Consider the following 16,359-nt stretch of genomic DNA (forward strand, 5'->3'; position numbering starts at 1 on the left):
GTTTAGGACTTACAAAAAAGCCGTCCCCGATCAGGGACGGCTTTTTTGTAAGTCCTATAAGTAATCACCCATTAAAACAGGGCGAAGCCCAGAGTAGCCTGCCACAGGTTGCTCTTACGTCCAAACTGTGATTGGGTCTGCTGGTTGCCATACTGAATGTTAACTACATCATTGAAGTTACCTTCGTACCGAACATCCAGACTCAGACGTCCAAAGTCAAAACCTACACCAGCCTGATATCCAAATGCAGTACGGTTATCAAGTACTTCCTGAGTATTATCACCGGTGTACTGGCGGAAACTATCGCTAATCTTACCATTATCAGACATACGGAACGTAGCTACCGGTCCAGCATTGATCCGGAAAGTTTTAGCAATACGTACCCCCAAGAGCAGTGGTACATCCAGATTAGTGAATCGTACGTCTACGTCGCCACTTGGATCAGTAACTCCGTTTTCATAAACACTGAATTTTCCCCCTTTTTGGGAAAGAAGTATTTCAGGCTGTACATAGAAATCACGACCAAAGCGCATAAATACACCACCAACAAAGCCAAAGGCACGATCAGACATGTCGCGGAAGTTAAAAGCAGTACCATTGTTGCTCAATGACAGATCATTGCCACGAATGTTGGACAAGTTAGCACCTGCTTTGATACCAAACCGGAAGAATGGATCCCAGGTATCATCATTAGCCTTATAGTTATTAGTGTTGGTACTGCTGCTATTGCTGCTACTGTTTTGGTCATAACCATAAGTAGTTGTAGTTACAGTCCGCGTAGTAACGCTATAGTTAGTAGCCGAACTGTCGACAGTTGTACTATCTTGAGATTGAGCAAATGTCCCGTAACTGATTAATGTGGAGAAAGCCACAGCGAATAATTTTTTCATAGCCATTTAAAATTTAAAGTGTGTTAAGAATGATTAGTTTGGTTTGATAGAAGTAGGAAAAAATCTATACCATACAGTAGAGTAACCTGCTAAATCTTGTAAAAAAGAAGGATGGGTAGCCGTTTCCCCATGAAGTTCTACATGTTTTTTGGTGGAGCAGATGAGGTGAAGGTAAGGCGGCAGTAAGAGTTTGTGGGCAAAAACGCTAATTTTGCGGCCACACTACCTATTGATTCTAACAATCAACGAAATAGAAAGAGCGAATGAGTGAATACAATCACCGCGAAATTGAGAGTAACTGGCAGAGGTTCTGGGATGAGAACCAGACCTACCGGGTAGATACCCAAACCGGTAAGCCCAAATATTATGTATTGGATATGTTTCCCTACCCATCCGGGGCGGGGCTGCACGTGGGGCACCCACTGGGGTACATAGCCTCCGATATCTACTCGAGGTACAAGCGGCTCAAAGGGTTTAATGTTCTGCATCCGATGGGCTTTGACAGCTTTGGCTTGCCCGCCGAGCAGTACGCCATCCAGACCGGACAGCACCCGGCTATCACTACTGAGCAGAATATAGCACGGTACATCGAGCAGCTCAAAAACATTGGGTTCAGCTATGACTGGAGCCGCGAAGTACGTACCTCTGACCCCGGCTACTACCGCTGGACGCAGTGGATATTCATGGAATTGTTCCGCAGCTGGTATAACAACGATACCAACAAGGCTGAGCCTATCGAAACCCTGCTGGCTCAATTTGAAGTAAAGGGGAATGGGCAAGTAAATGCCCCCTGTGATGAGGATACCCCCATCTTTACGGCTGAGGAGTGGCGGGTCATGAGCGAAGAAGAGCAATACCAGATCAGCCTCAAGTACCGCCTTACCTACGTAGCTGATGCGACCGTAAACTGGTGTGCGGGCTTGGGGTCGGTACTATCCAACGACGAGGTAAAGGATGGAGTATCTGAGCGGGGTGGTTTCCCGGTAGAGCAGAAGCTGATGCGTCAGTGGATGATGCGGATTACCGCCTACGCTCAGCGCCTGCTGGACGGGCTGGATGGACTGGACTGGACTGAATCACTGAAAGAGCAGCAACGCAACTGGATTGGACGCTCTGTAGGGGCGCTGGTGAAGTTCGCCGTAGATCAGCATCCTGATCGTACTATCGAAGTATTTACCACCCGTGTTGATACGATATACGGGGTGACCTTTATGGTACTGGCCCCTGAGCACGAGCTCGTGGCCGAGATCACTACACCGGAGCAGCAAGGTGAGATAGATGCCTACCTGGATCAGACTAAGAAGAAGTCGGAGCGGGACCGCATGGCTGATGTCAAGACGGTATCAGGTGCATTTACCGGTGCTTACGCGATCAATCCATTCAACGGAGAGAAAATACCTGTATACATAGCCGACTACGTACTGGCGGGCTACGGTACGGGAGCCGTGATGGCCGTACCCTCAGGCGATCAGCGCGACTGGAATTTTGCCCGTCATTTTGGGCTGCCTATAGTACCCATTCTGGATGCGCAGAAAGACACCGAGAAAGAAGCGGACGCAACCAAAGAAGGCCGCTACATCAACTCCGGCATAGTCAATGGCATGGGGTACAAGGAGGCAACTACCACCCTCATCAACTGGCTGGAAGAAAAAGGCCTGGGTAAAGGCAAGATCAACTACCGCCTGCGTGATGCGGTATTCAGCCGTCAGCGCTACTGGGGTGAGCCCGTACCTGTATACTATAAGGATGGGGTACCTTATCTGATCGAGGAGAGCGAACTGCCGCTGGAACTACCTGCTGTAGATAAGTACCTGCCCACCGAGTCGGGTGAGCCACCACTGGGCCGGGCCGAAGGTTGGAAGTACCAGAGAGAATACGAATATGAACTAAGTACCATGCCCGGATGGGCCGGCAGTAGCTGGTACTGGTACCGCTACATGGACCCTCAGAATGGGGAGAATTTTGCCTCCGATGAAGCGATTAACTACTGGCGCAACGTCGACTTATATATAGGAGGTACCGAGCATGCGACCGGTCACCTGTTGTACAGCCGCTTCTGGAACAAGTTCCTGAAAGACCGTGGCTATGTACCCGAGGAGGAGCCGTTCAAGAAGCTCATCAACCAGGGGATGATCCAAGGCCGGAGCAGCTTTGTGTACCGCGTCAAGAGCAACGACTACAGCAAGCCTGTATTCGTGAGCGCCGGACTGAGGGACCGCTACGAGGTAACACCGCTGCATGTAGATGTGAACATCGTAGAAAATGATGTACTTGATATAGAGAAGTTCAAAGCTACCCGATTGGATATAGCTGGTGAGAACGCCGAGTTTATCCTGGAAGAATCGGGGTCTCTGCAGGGCAAGTATGTGTGTGGGGTAGAGGTGGAGAAAATGTCCAAGTCGAAGTTTAACGTAGTTAACCCCGACGATATCGTAGTACGGTACGGAGCTGATACGCTGCGTCTGTACGAAATGTTCCTGGGACCCCTCGAGCAGGCCAAGCCCTGGAATACTAACGGCATCGATGGTACCTTCCGCTTTATCCGTAAGTTCTGGCGCTTGTTCTACAACGACAACGGGCAGTGGCTGGTAACCGAGGAAGCTCCCAAAGCCGAAGAACTGCGCGTGCTGCACAAAACGATCAAGAAGGTCGAAGAGGATATTGAGCACTTTTCATTCAATACCGCTGTGAGTGCCTTCATGGTATGTGTCAACGAACTGAGCAGCCTGAAGTGCCATAAGAAAGCCATCTTACAGGAACTGGTAGTACTGTTGTCATCCTACGCTCCCCATATCAGCGAAGAGCTGTGGGCGGCCCTGGGTAATGAGAAAGGTACCGTGTCCAAAGCTGACTTTCCGAAGTGGGAGCAGCAGTACGTGGTGGACGATGTATTTGAGTACCCGATCCAGATCAACGGGAAAGTACGTACTACGCTGCCTTTTGCCCTGGATACCGCACCGCCGGATATCGAAAAGGAAGTACTGGCCAACGAAATCGTACAGCGCTGGCTGGAAGGAAAAACCCCTAAGAAGGTCATCGTGGTACCAAAGCGGATTGTCAACGTAGTAATTTAGAAACAAAACAGGGAGAGGCTAGTCCTCTCCCTGTTTGCTTATTACCTCCCTTAATTCTCCACTTGTGAGTGGTTCACAACCTATCTACCTTGGCTCCTGATGGAAAGAGCTTCGGTAGTAACCAAATCTAATCTTTGATTATTTTGACCGGCCCGAAAGCTGCATACCAGTAATGGCGGCTTTCTGCTCGGGTGTATATTTCTTGCTTACAGTCAGACGATCCTTGCAGGGAGCCGGTGTTTCCTCGGCGGGTACCGAAGCCGGCAGGCTTTGAATGGCCTTCGTTGCGGCCGACTTATCGTCTAGTCGGGTAGATGTCTGAATGGTAGTAGTGTCCCTGGAAGTGTTATCGGCGTAAGCCGCAGATGTACTCAGGACCGGAGTACTAAGCGCTAAAGCGCAGGCGAAGATTTTTACTAGATTTTTCATGGCTTTTAAATTTTTCTTTTGGCTAATAGTATTGTCTTAATCGACTTTACAAAGGTATATCAGTAATCAGAATTGTATTTTAATAAGTAAATGAACGGATAAGGTGTTGGATAAACGGACGTTATCATATGAGTAATGGTATTGGGTCTGATAACGTCCGCCCTATGTCCGGTCGGTTTACTCAATCGTCAGCTTGCGCTGTATTACCTGTTTTTGGCTGGTTATAGCAAAGGATTTTACCTCTACCTCTCCGTTACCTACTATTTCCAGCGTATAGTCTCCTTCGCTCAGGTCACTCAGATCGTACCTGAAATAGTGCTTAAGATGCTTCTTTCCTACAAGTTCCTTGGATAGTATGTCGCCCTTGGCATTACGGATCACAACAGTAGTAGGGATGTTACTATTCTTGACCAGAGTCACAGCCAGTTTGCCGTCAATGGTAGTATAAACACCCGTTGCGAATGAAGTAGGCTTAGCGGCTTCTTTATCAGGACCGGCAAATGCTACAGAAGTACTAAGTGCTAAGGCACAGATCATGGTTTTGAAGATAGTTTTCATGGCTTTATATAGTTTTAAAAGTGGCTAATAATTGTCGTTATTGACTGTACAAATATATAGGCATAACGAGGTACTTTGTATTGCATAGTACACGAATGGAGACTGAAAAGGATGAGTGGTACTGAAGGATATATTGATGGAATCTGGTCCTGAAGCTTTTTTAGCCCCCGGTTCAAGGTGAAAACAATACCTTTGTAACTATACCTTTTATCTGGGAGGAGCTAACAGTTTTTATTCATACTACTATATCCATGCATAGAAGTAACTCGATCATTACGGAACAGGAGGTAAGAGTGAAGTAGCTTGTATGCTGGTTCGGGATAATGAGATTACACTACTTGACTGGAATGAACTACATCACTAGCAAGTAGCAAAACATAAAAAGTCATTGTATTTATTTAAAGTTGATTGCTCCTAATGAAGTTTTTAAAGTCTTTCCTGATTGCCGCTTTTGCGCTTGGTATCAGCGCCTGTTCACCCCGTACCTATGTACATGTAGATAACCTGGCTGAGTACCTGCACTACCAGCCGGGCAAAAAGCCGCAGATCAGTGCCCACCGTGGTGGTGGGGATTACAACGGATATCCCGAAAACTGTATCGAATCCTTTGCTTTTCTGGCGCGCCGGATGCCCATCGTGATCGAAACGGATATAGCCATGACTCGTGACAGTGTACTGCTTATGATGCACGACGATACTTACGAACGTACCACCACCGGCACCGGCAGGGTATCGGATCAGGACTGGGAGTACGCCCAAACGCTGTACCTGGAGGATAACAAAGGCACCCGCACCCGCTACCGGATACCTACCCTGGATGAAGTACTGAAGTGGGGCAGGGGCAAGGTTGTATATACGCTGGATGTCAAGCGCAGTGTACCGCTGCATAGGGTGGTGGAGGCCGTACAACGAGCCGGGGCAGCCGACTACGCCGCCATCATCACCTATTCGGTGCAGCAGGCCGAACTGGTACATCGTTTGGATCCTTCCCTGATGATATCCGTAACTATTCGTAACAGGGATGAGTACCAGCGTCTGCACGAGGCTGGCGTACCTGACAACCGGATGGTGGCATTTGTAGGTACCCGTGAAGCGCCTGCCGAACTCTATGATTTCCTACATAAGAAGGGCATCATGTGTATTCTGGGTACGCTGGGTAACCTAGACAAAATGGCCATTGCCCGTGGTGATGAAGTGTACGTAAAGTTCGTGGAGAACGGAGCAGACATCCTGTCTACCGACCGCCCCATCGAAGCTGGGCGTGTACTTGGGCTGGTGAAGTAAAGTAGTGTAGAAGGAGAAAATAGAAAAAGGAGGAAGGTAGCTATAGTGGTACCTTCCTCCTTTTGTTTATTCCAGCGCCTGGAGCAGATCTACCAGGTGATCCATTTGCTTTAAGTTCAGGTTTTTGTCCCTGACTACGGCGCGGGCGGTTTTTTGCTGTTCCGGAAGCCGGGACAGGATGTACTTTTCGTTGAGGCGGATGGGGATGAGGTCATCGTTCTCCATGTGCAGCATCAGCGCTTCTATCTTAAAGTATTCAAAGTCATATTTAATGGCATCGTTGTAGCCATTTCTTTCAATCCTGTCCAGACGGGCTTTGTGCTGTTTGACGAGGCTGATCTTTCCTTTATGGATCAATTCAAAGTAATGGTCTTTGATTTTGACAAACTCCCGGTTGTTTATCCAGAATTGGGTAGGTGTTACCCTCATCTCCTTTCCTTCCCAGTGTACCACCAGGTTGTCTTCCATGACATCGTAGTTGAGGTGTACGTGTAGCTTTTTGCCGTTGTCAAGCTGGATATGCCCTTTAGGCCATCCGTTATAAAGAAATGCAGAGCCCTTGATGGCTATGGTGTGAGAGCCTCCATCCTGCGAATTCCGGTTGTAGTCGTGGTTTTGGCCAATGAAGTTGTAGTAGTGTATATCTGTAAGCGAATCGTACGCTACTTCTTTAGTACGTTGAGCTAAGGCAGTTTTCAGGCCTGAAAGCAGCAACAGTAACACGAGCACATGTAACACTTTCATGACGTTTTAGATTTATTTCTTCTTCGGGTATACTAGCAGTAAGCCATTCAAGTACAGCTATTTGATAAACTAATGAGTAGTTGAAATGGCTACTCTAAGATACAAAATTTTCTTAGAATAATATAGATCCAAAAGCAAAAGCGCCTTCTTTAAAGTAGGCGCTTTTGGTAACATGGGTGACACTATATTATAATGATCAGGCCTCTTCGGTCCGGTTGATAACTACTTTAGGCTTGCGACGGGGCTTTTTCATGGTCACGTCGTAGAGGTCAGTACGGCGGTCCTTCATAGTCTGTACCGAGCCGTGCTCGTGCAGTTCCTTCAGCTGGAACAGATCCACGTCCGCAATCAGCATCATTTCTGTATTAGGCGTAGCCTCAGACTTGATGGCATTGGTTGGAAACTGGAAGTCAGAAGGCGTAAATACCGCCGACTGCGCGTAGTGAATATCCATGTTCTCTACGCCCGGCAGGTTACCTACACAGCCCGATATAGCCACGTAACATTCGTTTTCGATGGCCCGCGCCTGTGCGCAGTTCCTGACGCGCATGTACCCGTTCTGGGTATCAGTCAGGAAAGGTACAAACAGGATTTCCATGCCCTGCTTACCCAGCAGACGACTCAATTCCGGAAATTCTACGTCATAACATATCACCAGCCCGATTTTGCCACAGTCGGTGTCGAATACCTGTACATCGTCGCCACCCACCATACCATAGTGACGTACCTCATTGGGTGTGATGTGAATCTTGCGGTACTCTTCAAAGGTACCATCCCGACGGTAGAGGTAAGCTGCATTATAGAGCTGTCCGTTGTCCATCAGCGGCATACTGCCCCCCACAATATTCACATTGTAGGAGATGGCGAATTCTTGCATTTTATTTCTAACCTCCTCCGTATAGCTAGCAAGTTGTCGGATGGCCTGGGGCTCGGGCAGGTAGTTAAATTCAGCCAGCAGAGGCATATTATAAAACTCAGGGAACAGGATAAAGTCCGCTTTGTAGGAGCTTACCGCATCCACAAAGAACTCTACCTGATCATAAAAAGCCTGAACGTTATTAAATGTACGCATCTGCCATTGCACTACTCCGATCCGGATAATAGAGTCGGAGGGATTGGTGCGGTTCTTATCAGGCTGGAAGTAAATATTGTTCCATTCCAGCAGCGTGGCAAACTCCTTAGACTCGGTATCTCCGGGCAGGTAGTTCTTCAGTACTTTCCGGACGTGAAAATCATTGGCCAGCTGGAAAGTCAGCGTCGAATCATATATTTCCCGCCGCTTTACTTTTTCTATGTACTCCTTAGGAGTCAGTTCATTAGAGTAGGTGTTATAGTTGGGTATACGTCCACCCGCTACGATACTGCGCAGGTTCAGGCGCTCACATACTTCTTTACGGGCATCATACAGGCGTCGTCCCAGGCGCAAATCGCGGTAGCCGGGATGTACAAATACCTCAATACCATAGAGTACATCGCCCTTGGGGTCATGGGTGCGGAAGCTATAGTTACCCGTAATCTCCTGGTACGTGTGCTCGTCCCCGTATTTATCATATTTAACAACAATGGATAAGGCACAGGCTACTACTTTGCCATCCACCTCCACACATAATTGTCCTTCCGGAAATTTATCCAGCAGGATATCTATTTTGTTTTCGCCCCAGTACTGTCCACCTATGCCCCGGTAGGCTTCAATCATTGAGGATTTTAGGTCTTGATAATCTTCCTTTGTAAGGTTTCTGGTTATAATCTTCATAAATGCAATGTATTGATATTGTGTGGTTTTACTTCTTTAATGCATCATTTGGTAGCTACTTGCCCTGGTAGTAAGGTAAGAAAAAAGCCAGAAGGAAAATGCAAAAAATGGATCTGGGATTAAACAGCTCTTCTTTGCTGAGATGTATTGTTAGCAGGTGTCAGTAAAACAATACAGGTAAAAGAGAGAGGGCAGAAATCACAAACAGTAAAACTGTATTTCTTCAAATATAACAATAAAAGCCGTAACGAAGGTTTCGCTACGGCTGTAAAAGTAATGTTGCCAGGTAGAATGCAACTACATGGCGAGCTGGCGGAAAAGGATAGATCTATACTTTTTGCAGACGCTTTTCCATCTCTTCCAGGTGCTCGTCGGTGAAGTCCAGGTGCGTAACAAAGCGTACCAGATGCTTACCAAAGGGGACTGCCCTGATCCGTAGCATTTCGAGCCGACGTACGTAGTCCTCGGCCGTGATGGTTTCGGGTAGTTGTATAATGACAATGTTGGTATCAATAGGGTAGATATCCTCTACTTGGGATTTCTGACGGAACATGTCGCCAATGGTCCGGGCGCGGGCATGGTCTTCTTTCAGGCGGTCCACGTGGTGATCGAGTGCATAGATACCCGCCGCGGCCAGGTACCCGGCCTGACGCCAGCCACCCCCCATAGATTTACGGAAGCGACGGGCTTTCTTGATAAAGTCTGTCTTGCCCAGCAGCAGCGACCCTATGGGGCAGCCCAACCCTTTGGACAGACAGATACTGATCGAGTCAAACTCCAGTCCGTACTGAGCGGGTGATTCACCCGTTTCGACCAGAGCGTTGAACAGACGCGCACCATCCAGGTGCAGGGGTAGGTTATAGGCGTCGCAGACCCGGCGAATGGCTCTGATCTCTTCCAAATCGTAGTAGGAGCCTCCTCCCTTATTCATGGTATTTTCGAGCGACACTAGCCGCGTAACAGCCGCGTGTACATCATCCGGATTGTTGATGGCATCCTTCACCTGACGGGCGTTGAGTCGTCCCCGGTCTCCATCCAGCAATCGTACCGAAGAGAACGAATTCTGCATGATACCTCCGCCTTCGTACAGGTATATATGCGAAAGCTTGTCACAGATGACTTCACTGCCGGGTTGCGTATGTACTTTGATGGCCAGCTGGTTGGTCATGGTACCTGAGGGACAGAACAACGCCGCCGACATACCGAAGAGGCGAGCCGCTTTTTCTTCGAGGGCATTGACGGTAGGATCATCTCCGAGTACATCATCACCTACCTCAGCCGCCCACATGGCTTGCTGCATCTCGGGGGTAGGTCGGGTGATGGTATCGGAGCGAAGATCAATCGTTATCATCTAAATTATCCTGTTTAGTTAATAAAGTGTAGTAACCAGAACTTATTAAACCACAAAGAACGTACTTAGTCAGGTAACATCCGCTCATCCTTTATATTTTGCTATTCCTACGTGGAATTTTTAAATTGCTCACTATTTACTTCGACGTGTATTCATCTACCATTTTCAACTATATATAATGGCAGCAATTACCTTAACCATCAACGGCAAGTCGCACGAAATGGACGTTGATCCACGGATGCCGCTTCTATGGGCCATCCGCGATGTAGCGGGCCTGAAGGGGACCAAGTTTGGGTGTGGTATCTCCCAGTGTGGTGCCTGTACGGTCCATATCGACGGCAAACCGTCACGTTCGTGCTCCTACCCGGTGCAAGCCGCCGCCGGTAAGAAGATCACTACCATTGAGGGTATTGGCAGTGAGGATAATCTGCACGCGGTGCAGAAGGCCTGGATCGAAGAGCAGGTACCCCAGTGTGGGTACTGCCAGTCCGGCCAGATCATGAGTGCGGTAGCTCTGCTGGAAAGCAAGCCCAAGCCCACTGACGAAGACATTGATAATGCTATGAGCGGTAACATATGCCGTTGTGGTACCTATCAGCGCGTACGTAAAGCAATCCATTCAGCAGCAGCAAACAAGAAAGGCAATGGCATCACAGGTAAATAAGAGAGCAGAAAACGCAACGCGCCGCGATTTTATGAAGATCGCCGGGCTGTCAGGAGTAGGCCTTATGCTGGGCTTTACTACGAAGGCCAACGGAGCCGTAGCCTCAGTAGTCAACATCAGTGAGCAGGCACCAGCTGCCGTACTGTCATTCGAGCTTCTCCCTTTTGTGGTTATCGATAACGCCGGAGGTATCACCCTCATCAACCACCGCCCTGATATGGGACAGGCTACCTGGCAGGCGGTACCGATGATGATCGCCGAAGAGCTGGAAGTAAGCCTGGATCAGATCAAAATACAGCAGTCCGACGGATTACGTAAGTATGGTGGTCAGTTATCGGGTGGTAGTAGTACCGTCCGTACCGGCTGGGGGCGTCTGCGTCAGGCCGGAGCCGCGGCTCGTGAGATGTTCGTACAGGCCGCTGCCACGCGCTGGAATGCTAATAAGGCCGACTGCTACGCCAAGGAAGGCAAAATATACCACAAACCTACCGGCAAGAGCTTAACGTACGGAGAGCTGGTGGAGGATGCTTCCAAACTGGTAGTACCGAAGGACATCCCTCTGAAAGCCAAGAAAGACTTCAAAGTACTGGGTAAGTCGCTGCCTCGTCCCGAAGTACCTTCCAAGGTAACGGGCCAGGCTCAGTTCGGGATGGATGTGGAGGTACCCGGTATGCTGTTTGCTTCGATCGAGCGCTGCCCGGCCATCCACGGCAAGGTAGTTTCGATTGATGATACCAACGCCAAAAAAGTAGCCGGTGTAAAGATGGTAGTAAAGGCTGAACGCCCGCTGCCCTACAAAACGCTGGAAAGTGTAGCCGTACTGGCCGACAACTATTGGGCGGCCCTGCAGGGACGCAAAGCGCTGAAGATACAATGGGATAATGGCAACTATCCTGCCGAGATGACTACCGACAAGTACTTTGCTCAGCTACGCGAAGCAGCTAAGAAGGAGGCCCCATCGTACAGCAACATAGGCAATGTTAGTGAGGCCATCGGTAAGGCCGCCAAGAAGCTGGAAGCTCAGTACGAGACTCCCTTCCTGGCCCACGCGCCGATGGAGCCGGAAGTAGCCGTCGCCCACGTAAAGGAGGACGGTACTTGCGAAATATGGGCTCCGGTACAGGGACCCGACGGAGCCATCGAGCAGGTGTCGCAGTACTTGGGTATTGCTCCCGAGAAGATGAAGGTGAATGTACCTTTCCTCGGTGGAGCTTTTGGTCGTAAAGCTTATCTGGATTTTGTGCTGGAAGCCGTTAACCTATCCAAGCAGGCCAAGGCTCCCGTAAAGGTAGTCTGGACGCGGGAGGATGATATCCAGCAGGGACCCTACCGCCCGGGTATGCTCAGCGCTATGCGTGGTGGGGTAGATGCTAATGGTAATATCGTTGCTTTTGAGCATACGCTCATTGGTGAGTCTATATCCGGTCAGGTATTCAAGAGTTTTCCCGAAGGTAAGCCCGATCCCTGGGCGGGTGAAGGCATCAGCCACGAGGAGAGTCCTTATGCTTTCCCCAACGCCAAAGTAGGCTTTACCCGCGTTACCACCGATATCCCTATCGTATGGTGGCGCTCGGTGTACGCGTCCAACAGTGGTTTCGGTCACGAGTCGTTTGTAGATGAACTGGCTCACGCCGCCGGGAAAGATCCGCTGGCGGTACGCATGGAACTTATGAAGGACCAGCCTCGCTTCCTGAATGTACTCAAGACGCTGGGGGAGAAGTCCAACTGGAACCAGAAGCTACCCGCCGGTATGGGTAAAGGTATAGCCATTACCAAATCATTTGGCAGTATCTGTGGCCATGTGGTCTATGTGAAGAAGGAAGGTACCGGCGTAAAGATTGACCGTGTAGTGTCGGTGATTGACTGCGGTATGTACGTCAATCCGGATAATATCCGCGCTCAGACCGAAGGTAACATCGTAATGGGAATTTCGGCGGCTACCAAGCCCGGTATCACCTTTGCTGATGGTAAGGTACAACAGTCCAACTTCCACCAGTACCGCGTACTGCGGATGAATGAGATGCCTAAGGTGGAGATCCATATCATCGAAAACGAAGAAGCGCCCGGTGGAGTAGGAGAGCCCGGACTACCGCCCGTGGCCGCCGCCCTTTGTAACGCTATATTCTCGGCTACCGGTCAGCGCATCCGTAAGTTGCCCTTTGATCTTTCAAAGCTTAGTTAGGTGTTAGCTAATAGCTATTAGCCGTTAGCATCTAAAAATTAGAATAGAGTAAAGTATATAAAAAGAGAGCGGCCAATCCTACTGTGGGATTGGCCGCTCTCTTTTGGTAGGGTAGGTACATTAACTCAATGTATTCTAGCTTACACCTAATACCTAACAACTAAAATCTATATCTTCTCGTCAGGATCTGATTCTTTGGCAGCCAGCATATCCTGCTTAGAACCATTCACATCCATGGCTTCCATGCGTCCGATGATATCTTCTTTAGCGGCCTGGAAGGCCATCCGGTACTTCTTGCCGACTGGTTCAGCCAGTGGGAGCTTTTCTTTCAGGGCATCTACCTGCACACCATTCTTCCAGAAGCGGTAGCATAGGTGAGGTCCGGTAGAAAGACCTGTACTACCAACGTAGCCAATCGTTTGTCCCATGACCACGCGGGAACCCCGGCGAATACCTTTTGCAAACTTCGACATATGCAGGTACTGTGTGGTGTAGGTCTTGTTGTGCTTAATCTTAACGTAGTTGCCATTCCCGCTTGAATAACCTGCTTCTACAACTACACCATCGCCAACGGTACGGATAGGAGTACCCCGGGGGGCTGCAAAGTCAGTACCTAAGTGCGCTTTGAATATCTTCTGTACTGGATGGAACCGACTTTTGGTGTAGCGGGAGCTGATACGGCTGTATTCAACCGGTTCTTTCAGAAAAGCCTTTTTGAAGCTTTTGCCGTCCTGGTCGTAGTAGCTGAGGCCGTTGCCCTGATCAATGCCGATGGCGTACATCTGCTGGCCCTTATGCTCGATAAAAGCACCTTTCAATTCACCCTGCTCGATAGTTTTGCCATTGACCTGTTTTTCTTCAAAGATCAGTTTGAAGGTATCTCCCGCCTGGATACGGTTCAGGTCCAGACGCCAGCCGTAGATATCCGCCAGCTTATTCACCAGTTGAGCCGAGCCTCCGGCTTTCAGTACAGACTGGTAGAGAGAGCCCCTGATCTCACCGACCAGTTCGCGCTCTACTACTTCTACTTCGCGCTGGTGTTTGATTACGTTAAGACTGTCACGCAGATCATAGATGACATAGTGTACATCATCCGGCTCATAGATAAAATATTGAGCCGTACGGGCTGCATCTTGGGCGTGCAGCAGTGTGAAATTACGGCGGGGGCGGATGTTTCTTACATTAAATACCTCTTTGGCTTTCTGGGCCAGCTCATGAACCGTAGCCGGGTCAATGTTGTAAGCGGCCAGTATGGTTGAGATGGTTTCTCCCGATTTTACTTCACCTTCCACGATAGACAAGGAGTCGGTGCGAATACCATACACTACCGGAGCCGGCTTTCGGGGGGGCGGAGCGGCGGGCTTAGGTACCACCACAACTTCGGGCTCTTCGGATTGAAAAACAGGGCCGCTAAAATCGAATAAAATAGATTGAGCGGCAGTAAAAATGAAGAGGGATACTAAGGCAACTACAAGGGCAAGACCTTTACTACGTCTGATCATCACAAAAAAATCCTGGGGTTACACTTGGGTTCACTGGCCGCAAAACTACCACTTAAAGAGTTTACAAAAAATTAAAATTTGCACAATAATCTGATTGTTAATTAGTTGCATTGCATGTAACTTTGATATATTAAAGATAAAATTGTAGAATAGTAACTATAACGTTTACATTTTCAGGTACTTTACTGTCAGAAGGTATAGAAAAGAGTCAGTATTACTCAAATCAGGAGAAAGCGTTTGAGTAAGCTTTTAGACGGAAAGGGAGGAGAGTACTATGTCTTATTTAAAGTTAAATTGTAGGTAATTTTCTAAGAGGGTAACCAGGAATAAAGCCGTCCTTTTACTTAAAATATTTTCAAGAGCAGCCCCTGTGAAGCAGACGTAGCTCCTTGTATGTATTCTGTCCTACCCAATGTATATAGACTCCAATGGAAAGAAGACCCTTTATAAAGCTATCGTCGACGGTTACTGCCGGAAGTACCCTGGTGCCGGTTACTGACTGGTTTTCGGCTGACCCCCTGAAGAATTGGGCCGGAAACATAACGTACAGCACCTCTAATGTATCTTATCCTGGCTCGACTGAAGAAGTAAAGGAACTGGTCAGGAAACTTCCTAAGCTGAAAGGGCTGGGTACCCGCCATTGTTTTAACCGGATTGCCGATAGCCGGGAGCATCTGCTTTCGACCCGGGAGCTGAATAAAGTGGTTGAGCTGGACGCAAAAGCCGGTACTGTTACGGTAGAGGGAGGCATTAAGTACGGCGAACTGGCTCCTTACCTGCACGAAAAAGGCTATGCGCTGCCCAACCTGGCTTCGCTACCCCATATATCAGTGGCGGGCTCCGTTACCACCGGTACCCACGGCTCCGGCGTAGCCAACGGTAACCTGGCTACATCGGTAGTTGCGCTGGAACTGGTGGATGCCGAAGGCCAAGTCCATCAACTGTCAAAAGAGAAAGATCCGGATCAATTTGATGGTGCAGTAGTTGGACTGGGTGCCTTGGGAATCATCACCAAAGTGACGCTGGCGCTGCAGCCTACTTTTCAGATGCGGCAGTATGTGTATGAGCAGTTGCCGATGGATCAGCTCAAAGACAACTTTGAAGCGATAGTCTCCGCCGGATATAGTGTCAGCCTCTTTACCGATTGGCGCACTGATAAGGTGAACGAAGTCTGGATCAAGTGCAGGGAGGAGGAAGGAGAACGTTACGCAACAAAAACGGACTTTTATGGAGCTAAAGCCGCAACCCGGCACCTGCACCCGATTGCCGAACTATCCGCCGAAAACTGCACCGAACAGATGGGCGTTCCTGGTCCTTGGTACGAGCGGTTGCCGCACTTCAAAATGGGCTTTACGCCCAGCAGCGGGGTAGAGTTACAGTCGGAGTACTTTGTGCCGCGCCAGCAGGCGATGGAGGCGATCCAGGCGGTAGCCCGACTGGGCAAACAAGTCAGCCCTCACCTCCTGATTTCGGAAATACGGACCATTGCGGCCGATACACTCTGGATGAGCCCCTGCTACGGGCGGCCCAGCGTTGCCATCCATTTTACCTGGAAACAGGACTGGCCGGCAGTGAGTAAACTTCTGCCAATTATTGAAAAGGAGCTGGCACCTTTCGGAGCCCGGCCCCATTGGGGTAAGCTGTTTACAATGGCTCCTGACGTACTAGCGGCTCGCTATAAGCGATTGCGGGAATTCAAAAAGCTGGTGAGTCAGTACGACCACCAAGGGAAGTTCAGGAATGAGTTTCTGAATACCACTCTTGCTTTACAATAACTACACTACAGACTGTATGCAGTAGCTAGAACTGATGTGCAGGAGTACCTTTAATAAGTATAACTTCAGGTAGCACCCAATATAGAATAAGACAGTATCCTATTAATTAAAATTCAACTTTGTTAGTAGTACGTTGATTTGTGACATTTGACG

General features: G+C 49.0%; 12 protein-coding genes. 5 read left to right on the forward strand and 7 right to left on the reverse strand.

The annotated features are described in order from the left end of the window. Positions 1 to 71 precede the first annotated feature (71 nt). Complete coding sequence (locus tag JUB14_RS12475; RefSeq protein ID WP_207506460.1) at positions 72 to 890, reverse strand: porin family protein; 819 nt, start codon at positions 888 to 890, stop codon at positions 72 to 74. Between the two features lie 263 nt (positions 891 to 1,153). On the opposite strand from JUB14_RS12475, the gene leuS reads away from it, so the two are divergent. Then, positions 1,154 to 3,964: a leucine--tRNA ligase gene (leuS, locus tag JUB14_RS12480; RefSeq protein ID WP_207506461.1), complete on the forward strand. Its 2,811-nt coding sequence runs from the start codon at positions 1,154 to 1,156 to the stop codon at positions 3,962 to 3,964. Between the two features lie 138 nt (positions 3,965 to 4,102). Here the strand turns inward: leuS and JUB14_RS12485 are convergent, their stop codons facing one another. Together JUB14_RS12485 and JUB14_RS12490 are read right to left on the reverse strand one after the other, a co-directional pair. Further along, on the reverse strand, positions 4,103 to 4,393 hold the full coding sequence (locus JUB14_RS12485) for a hypothetical protein (protein ID WP_207506463.1): 291 nt from the start codon (positions 4,391 to 4,393) through the stop codon (positions 4,103 to 4,105). 177 nt (positions 4,394 to 4,570) lie between these two features. Beyond that, complete coding sequence (locus tag JUB14_RS12490) at positions 4,571 to 4,951, reverse strand: hypothetical protein (protein ID WP_207506464.1); 381 nt, start codon at positions 4,949 to 4,951, stop codon at positions 4,571 to 4,573. 417 nt (positions 4,952 to 5,368) lie between these two features. Here JUB14_RS12490 and JUB14_RS12495 point away from each other — a divergent pair, with 417 nt between their 5' ends. After that, positions 5,369 to 6,235: a glycerophosphodiester phosphodiesterase family protein gene (locus JUB14_RS12495; RefSeq protein ID WP_207506465.1), complete on the forward strand. Its 867-nt coding sequence runs from the start codon at positions 5,369 to 5,371 to the stop codon at positions 6,233 to 6,235. Positions 6,236 to 6,301: 66 nt separating this feature from the next. On the opposite strand, the gene JUB14_RS12500 is transcribed toward JUB14_RS12495, so the two are convergent. From JUB14_RS12500 to JUB14_RS12510, 3 genes are all read right to left on the reverse strand, one after another. Next, positions 6,302 to 6,979: a hypothetical protein gene (locus JUB14_RS12500; RefSeq protein ID WP_207506466.1), complete on the reverse strand. Its 678-nt coding sequence runs from the start codon at positions 6,977 to 6,979 to the stop codon at positions 6,302 to 6,304. A 196-nt stretch (positions 6,980 to 7,175) separates the two neighbouring features. Then, the gene (locus tag JUB14_RS12505) at positions 7,176 to 8,732 is read right to left on the reverse strand and encodes a bifunctional GNAT family N-acetyltransferase/carbon-nitrogen hydrolase family protein (protein WP_207506467.1); all 1,557 of its coding nucleotides are present in this window, start codon (positions 8,730 to 8,732) and stop codon (positions 7,176 to 7,178) included. A gap of 328 nt (positions 8,733 to 9,060) precedes the next feature. Further along, positions 9,061 to 10,080, reverse strand: coding sequence for a threonine aldolase family protein (locus JUB14_RS12510; protein ID WP_207507181.1), 1,020 nt, complete (start codon positions 10,078 to 10,080; stop codon positions 9,061 to 9,063). A gap of 181 nt (positions 10,081 to 10,261) precedes the next feature. Between JUB14_RS12510 and JUB14_RS12515 the strand changes: the two genes are divergently transcribed. Together JUB14_RS12515 and JUB14_RS12520 are read left to right on the forward strand one after the other, a co-directional pair. Beyond that, positions 10,262 to 10,747: a (2Fe-2S)-binding protein gene (locus JUB14_RS12515; protein WP_207506469.1), complete on the forward strand. Its 486-nt coding sequence runs from the start codon at positions 10,262 to 10,264 to the stop codon at positions 10,745 to 10,747. Next, positions 10,728 to 12,929, forward strand: coding sequence for a xanthine dehydrogenase family protein molybdopterin-binding subunit (locus JUB14_RS12520; RefSeq protein WP_207506471.1), 2,202 nt, complete (start codon positions 10,728 to 10,730; stop codon positions 12,927 to 12,929). Before JUB14_RS12515 ends, JUB14_RS12520 begins: the two co-directional genes overlap by 20 nt. A gap of 167 nt (positions 12,930 to 13,096) precedes the next feature. Here the strand turns inward: JUB14_RS12520 and JUB14_RS12525 are convergent, their stop codons facing one another. Beyond that, a complete protein-coding gene (locus JUB14_RS12525) occupies positions 13,097 to 14,431 on the reverse strand; it encodes a peptidoglycan DD-metalloendopeptidase family protein (protein WP_207506472.1) in 1,335 nt (444 codons plus the stop codon). A gap of 428 nt (positions 14,432 to 14,859) precedes the next feature. Here JUB14_RS12525 and JUB14_RS12530 point away from each other — a divergent pair, with 428 nt between their 5' ends. Next, positions 14,860 to 16,206, forward strand: a complete 1,347-nt coding sequence (locus JUB14_RS12530) for an FAD-binding protein (protein ID WP_207506473.1) — start codon at positions 14,860 to 14,862, stop codon at positions 16,204 to 16,206. Positions 16,207 to 16,359: the final 153 nt, after the last annotated feature.

The sequence above is a fragment of the Telluribacter humicola genome, assembly GCF_017355935.1.
GTDB classification, from domain to species: Bacteria; Bacteroidota; Bacteroidia; order Cytophagales; family Spirosomataceae; genus Telluribacter; species Telluribacter humicola.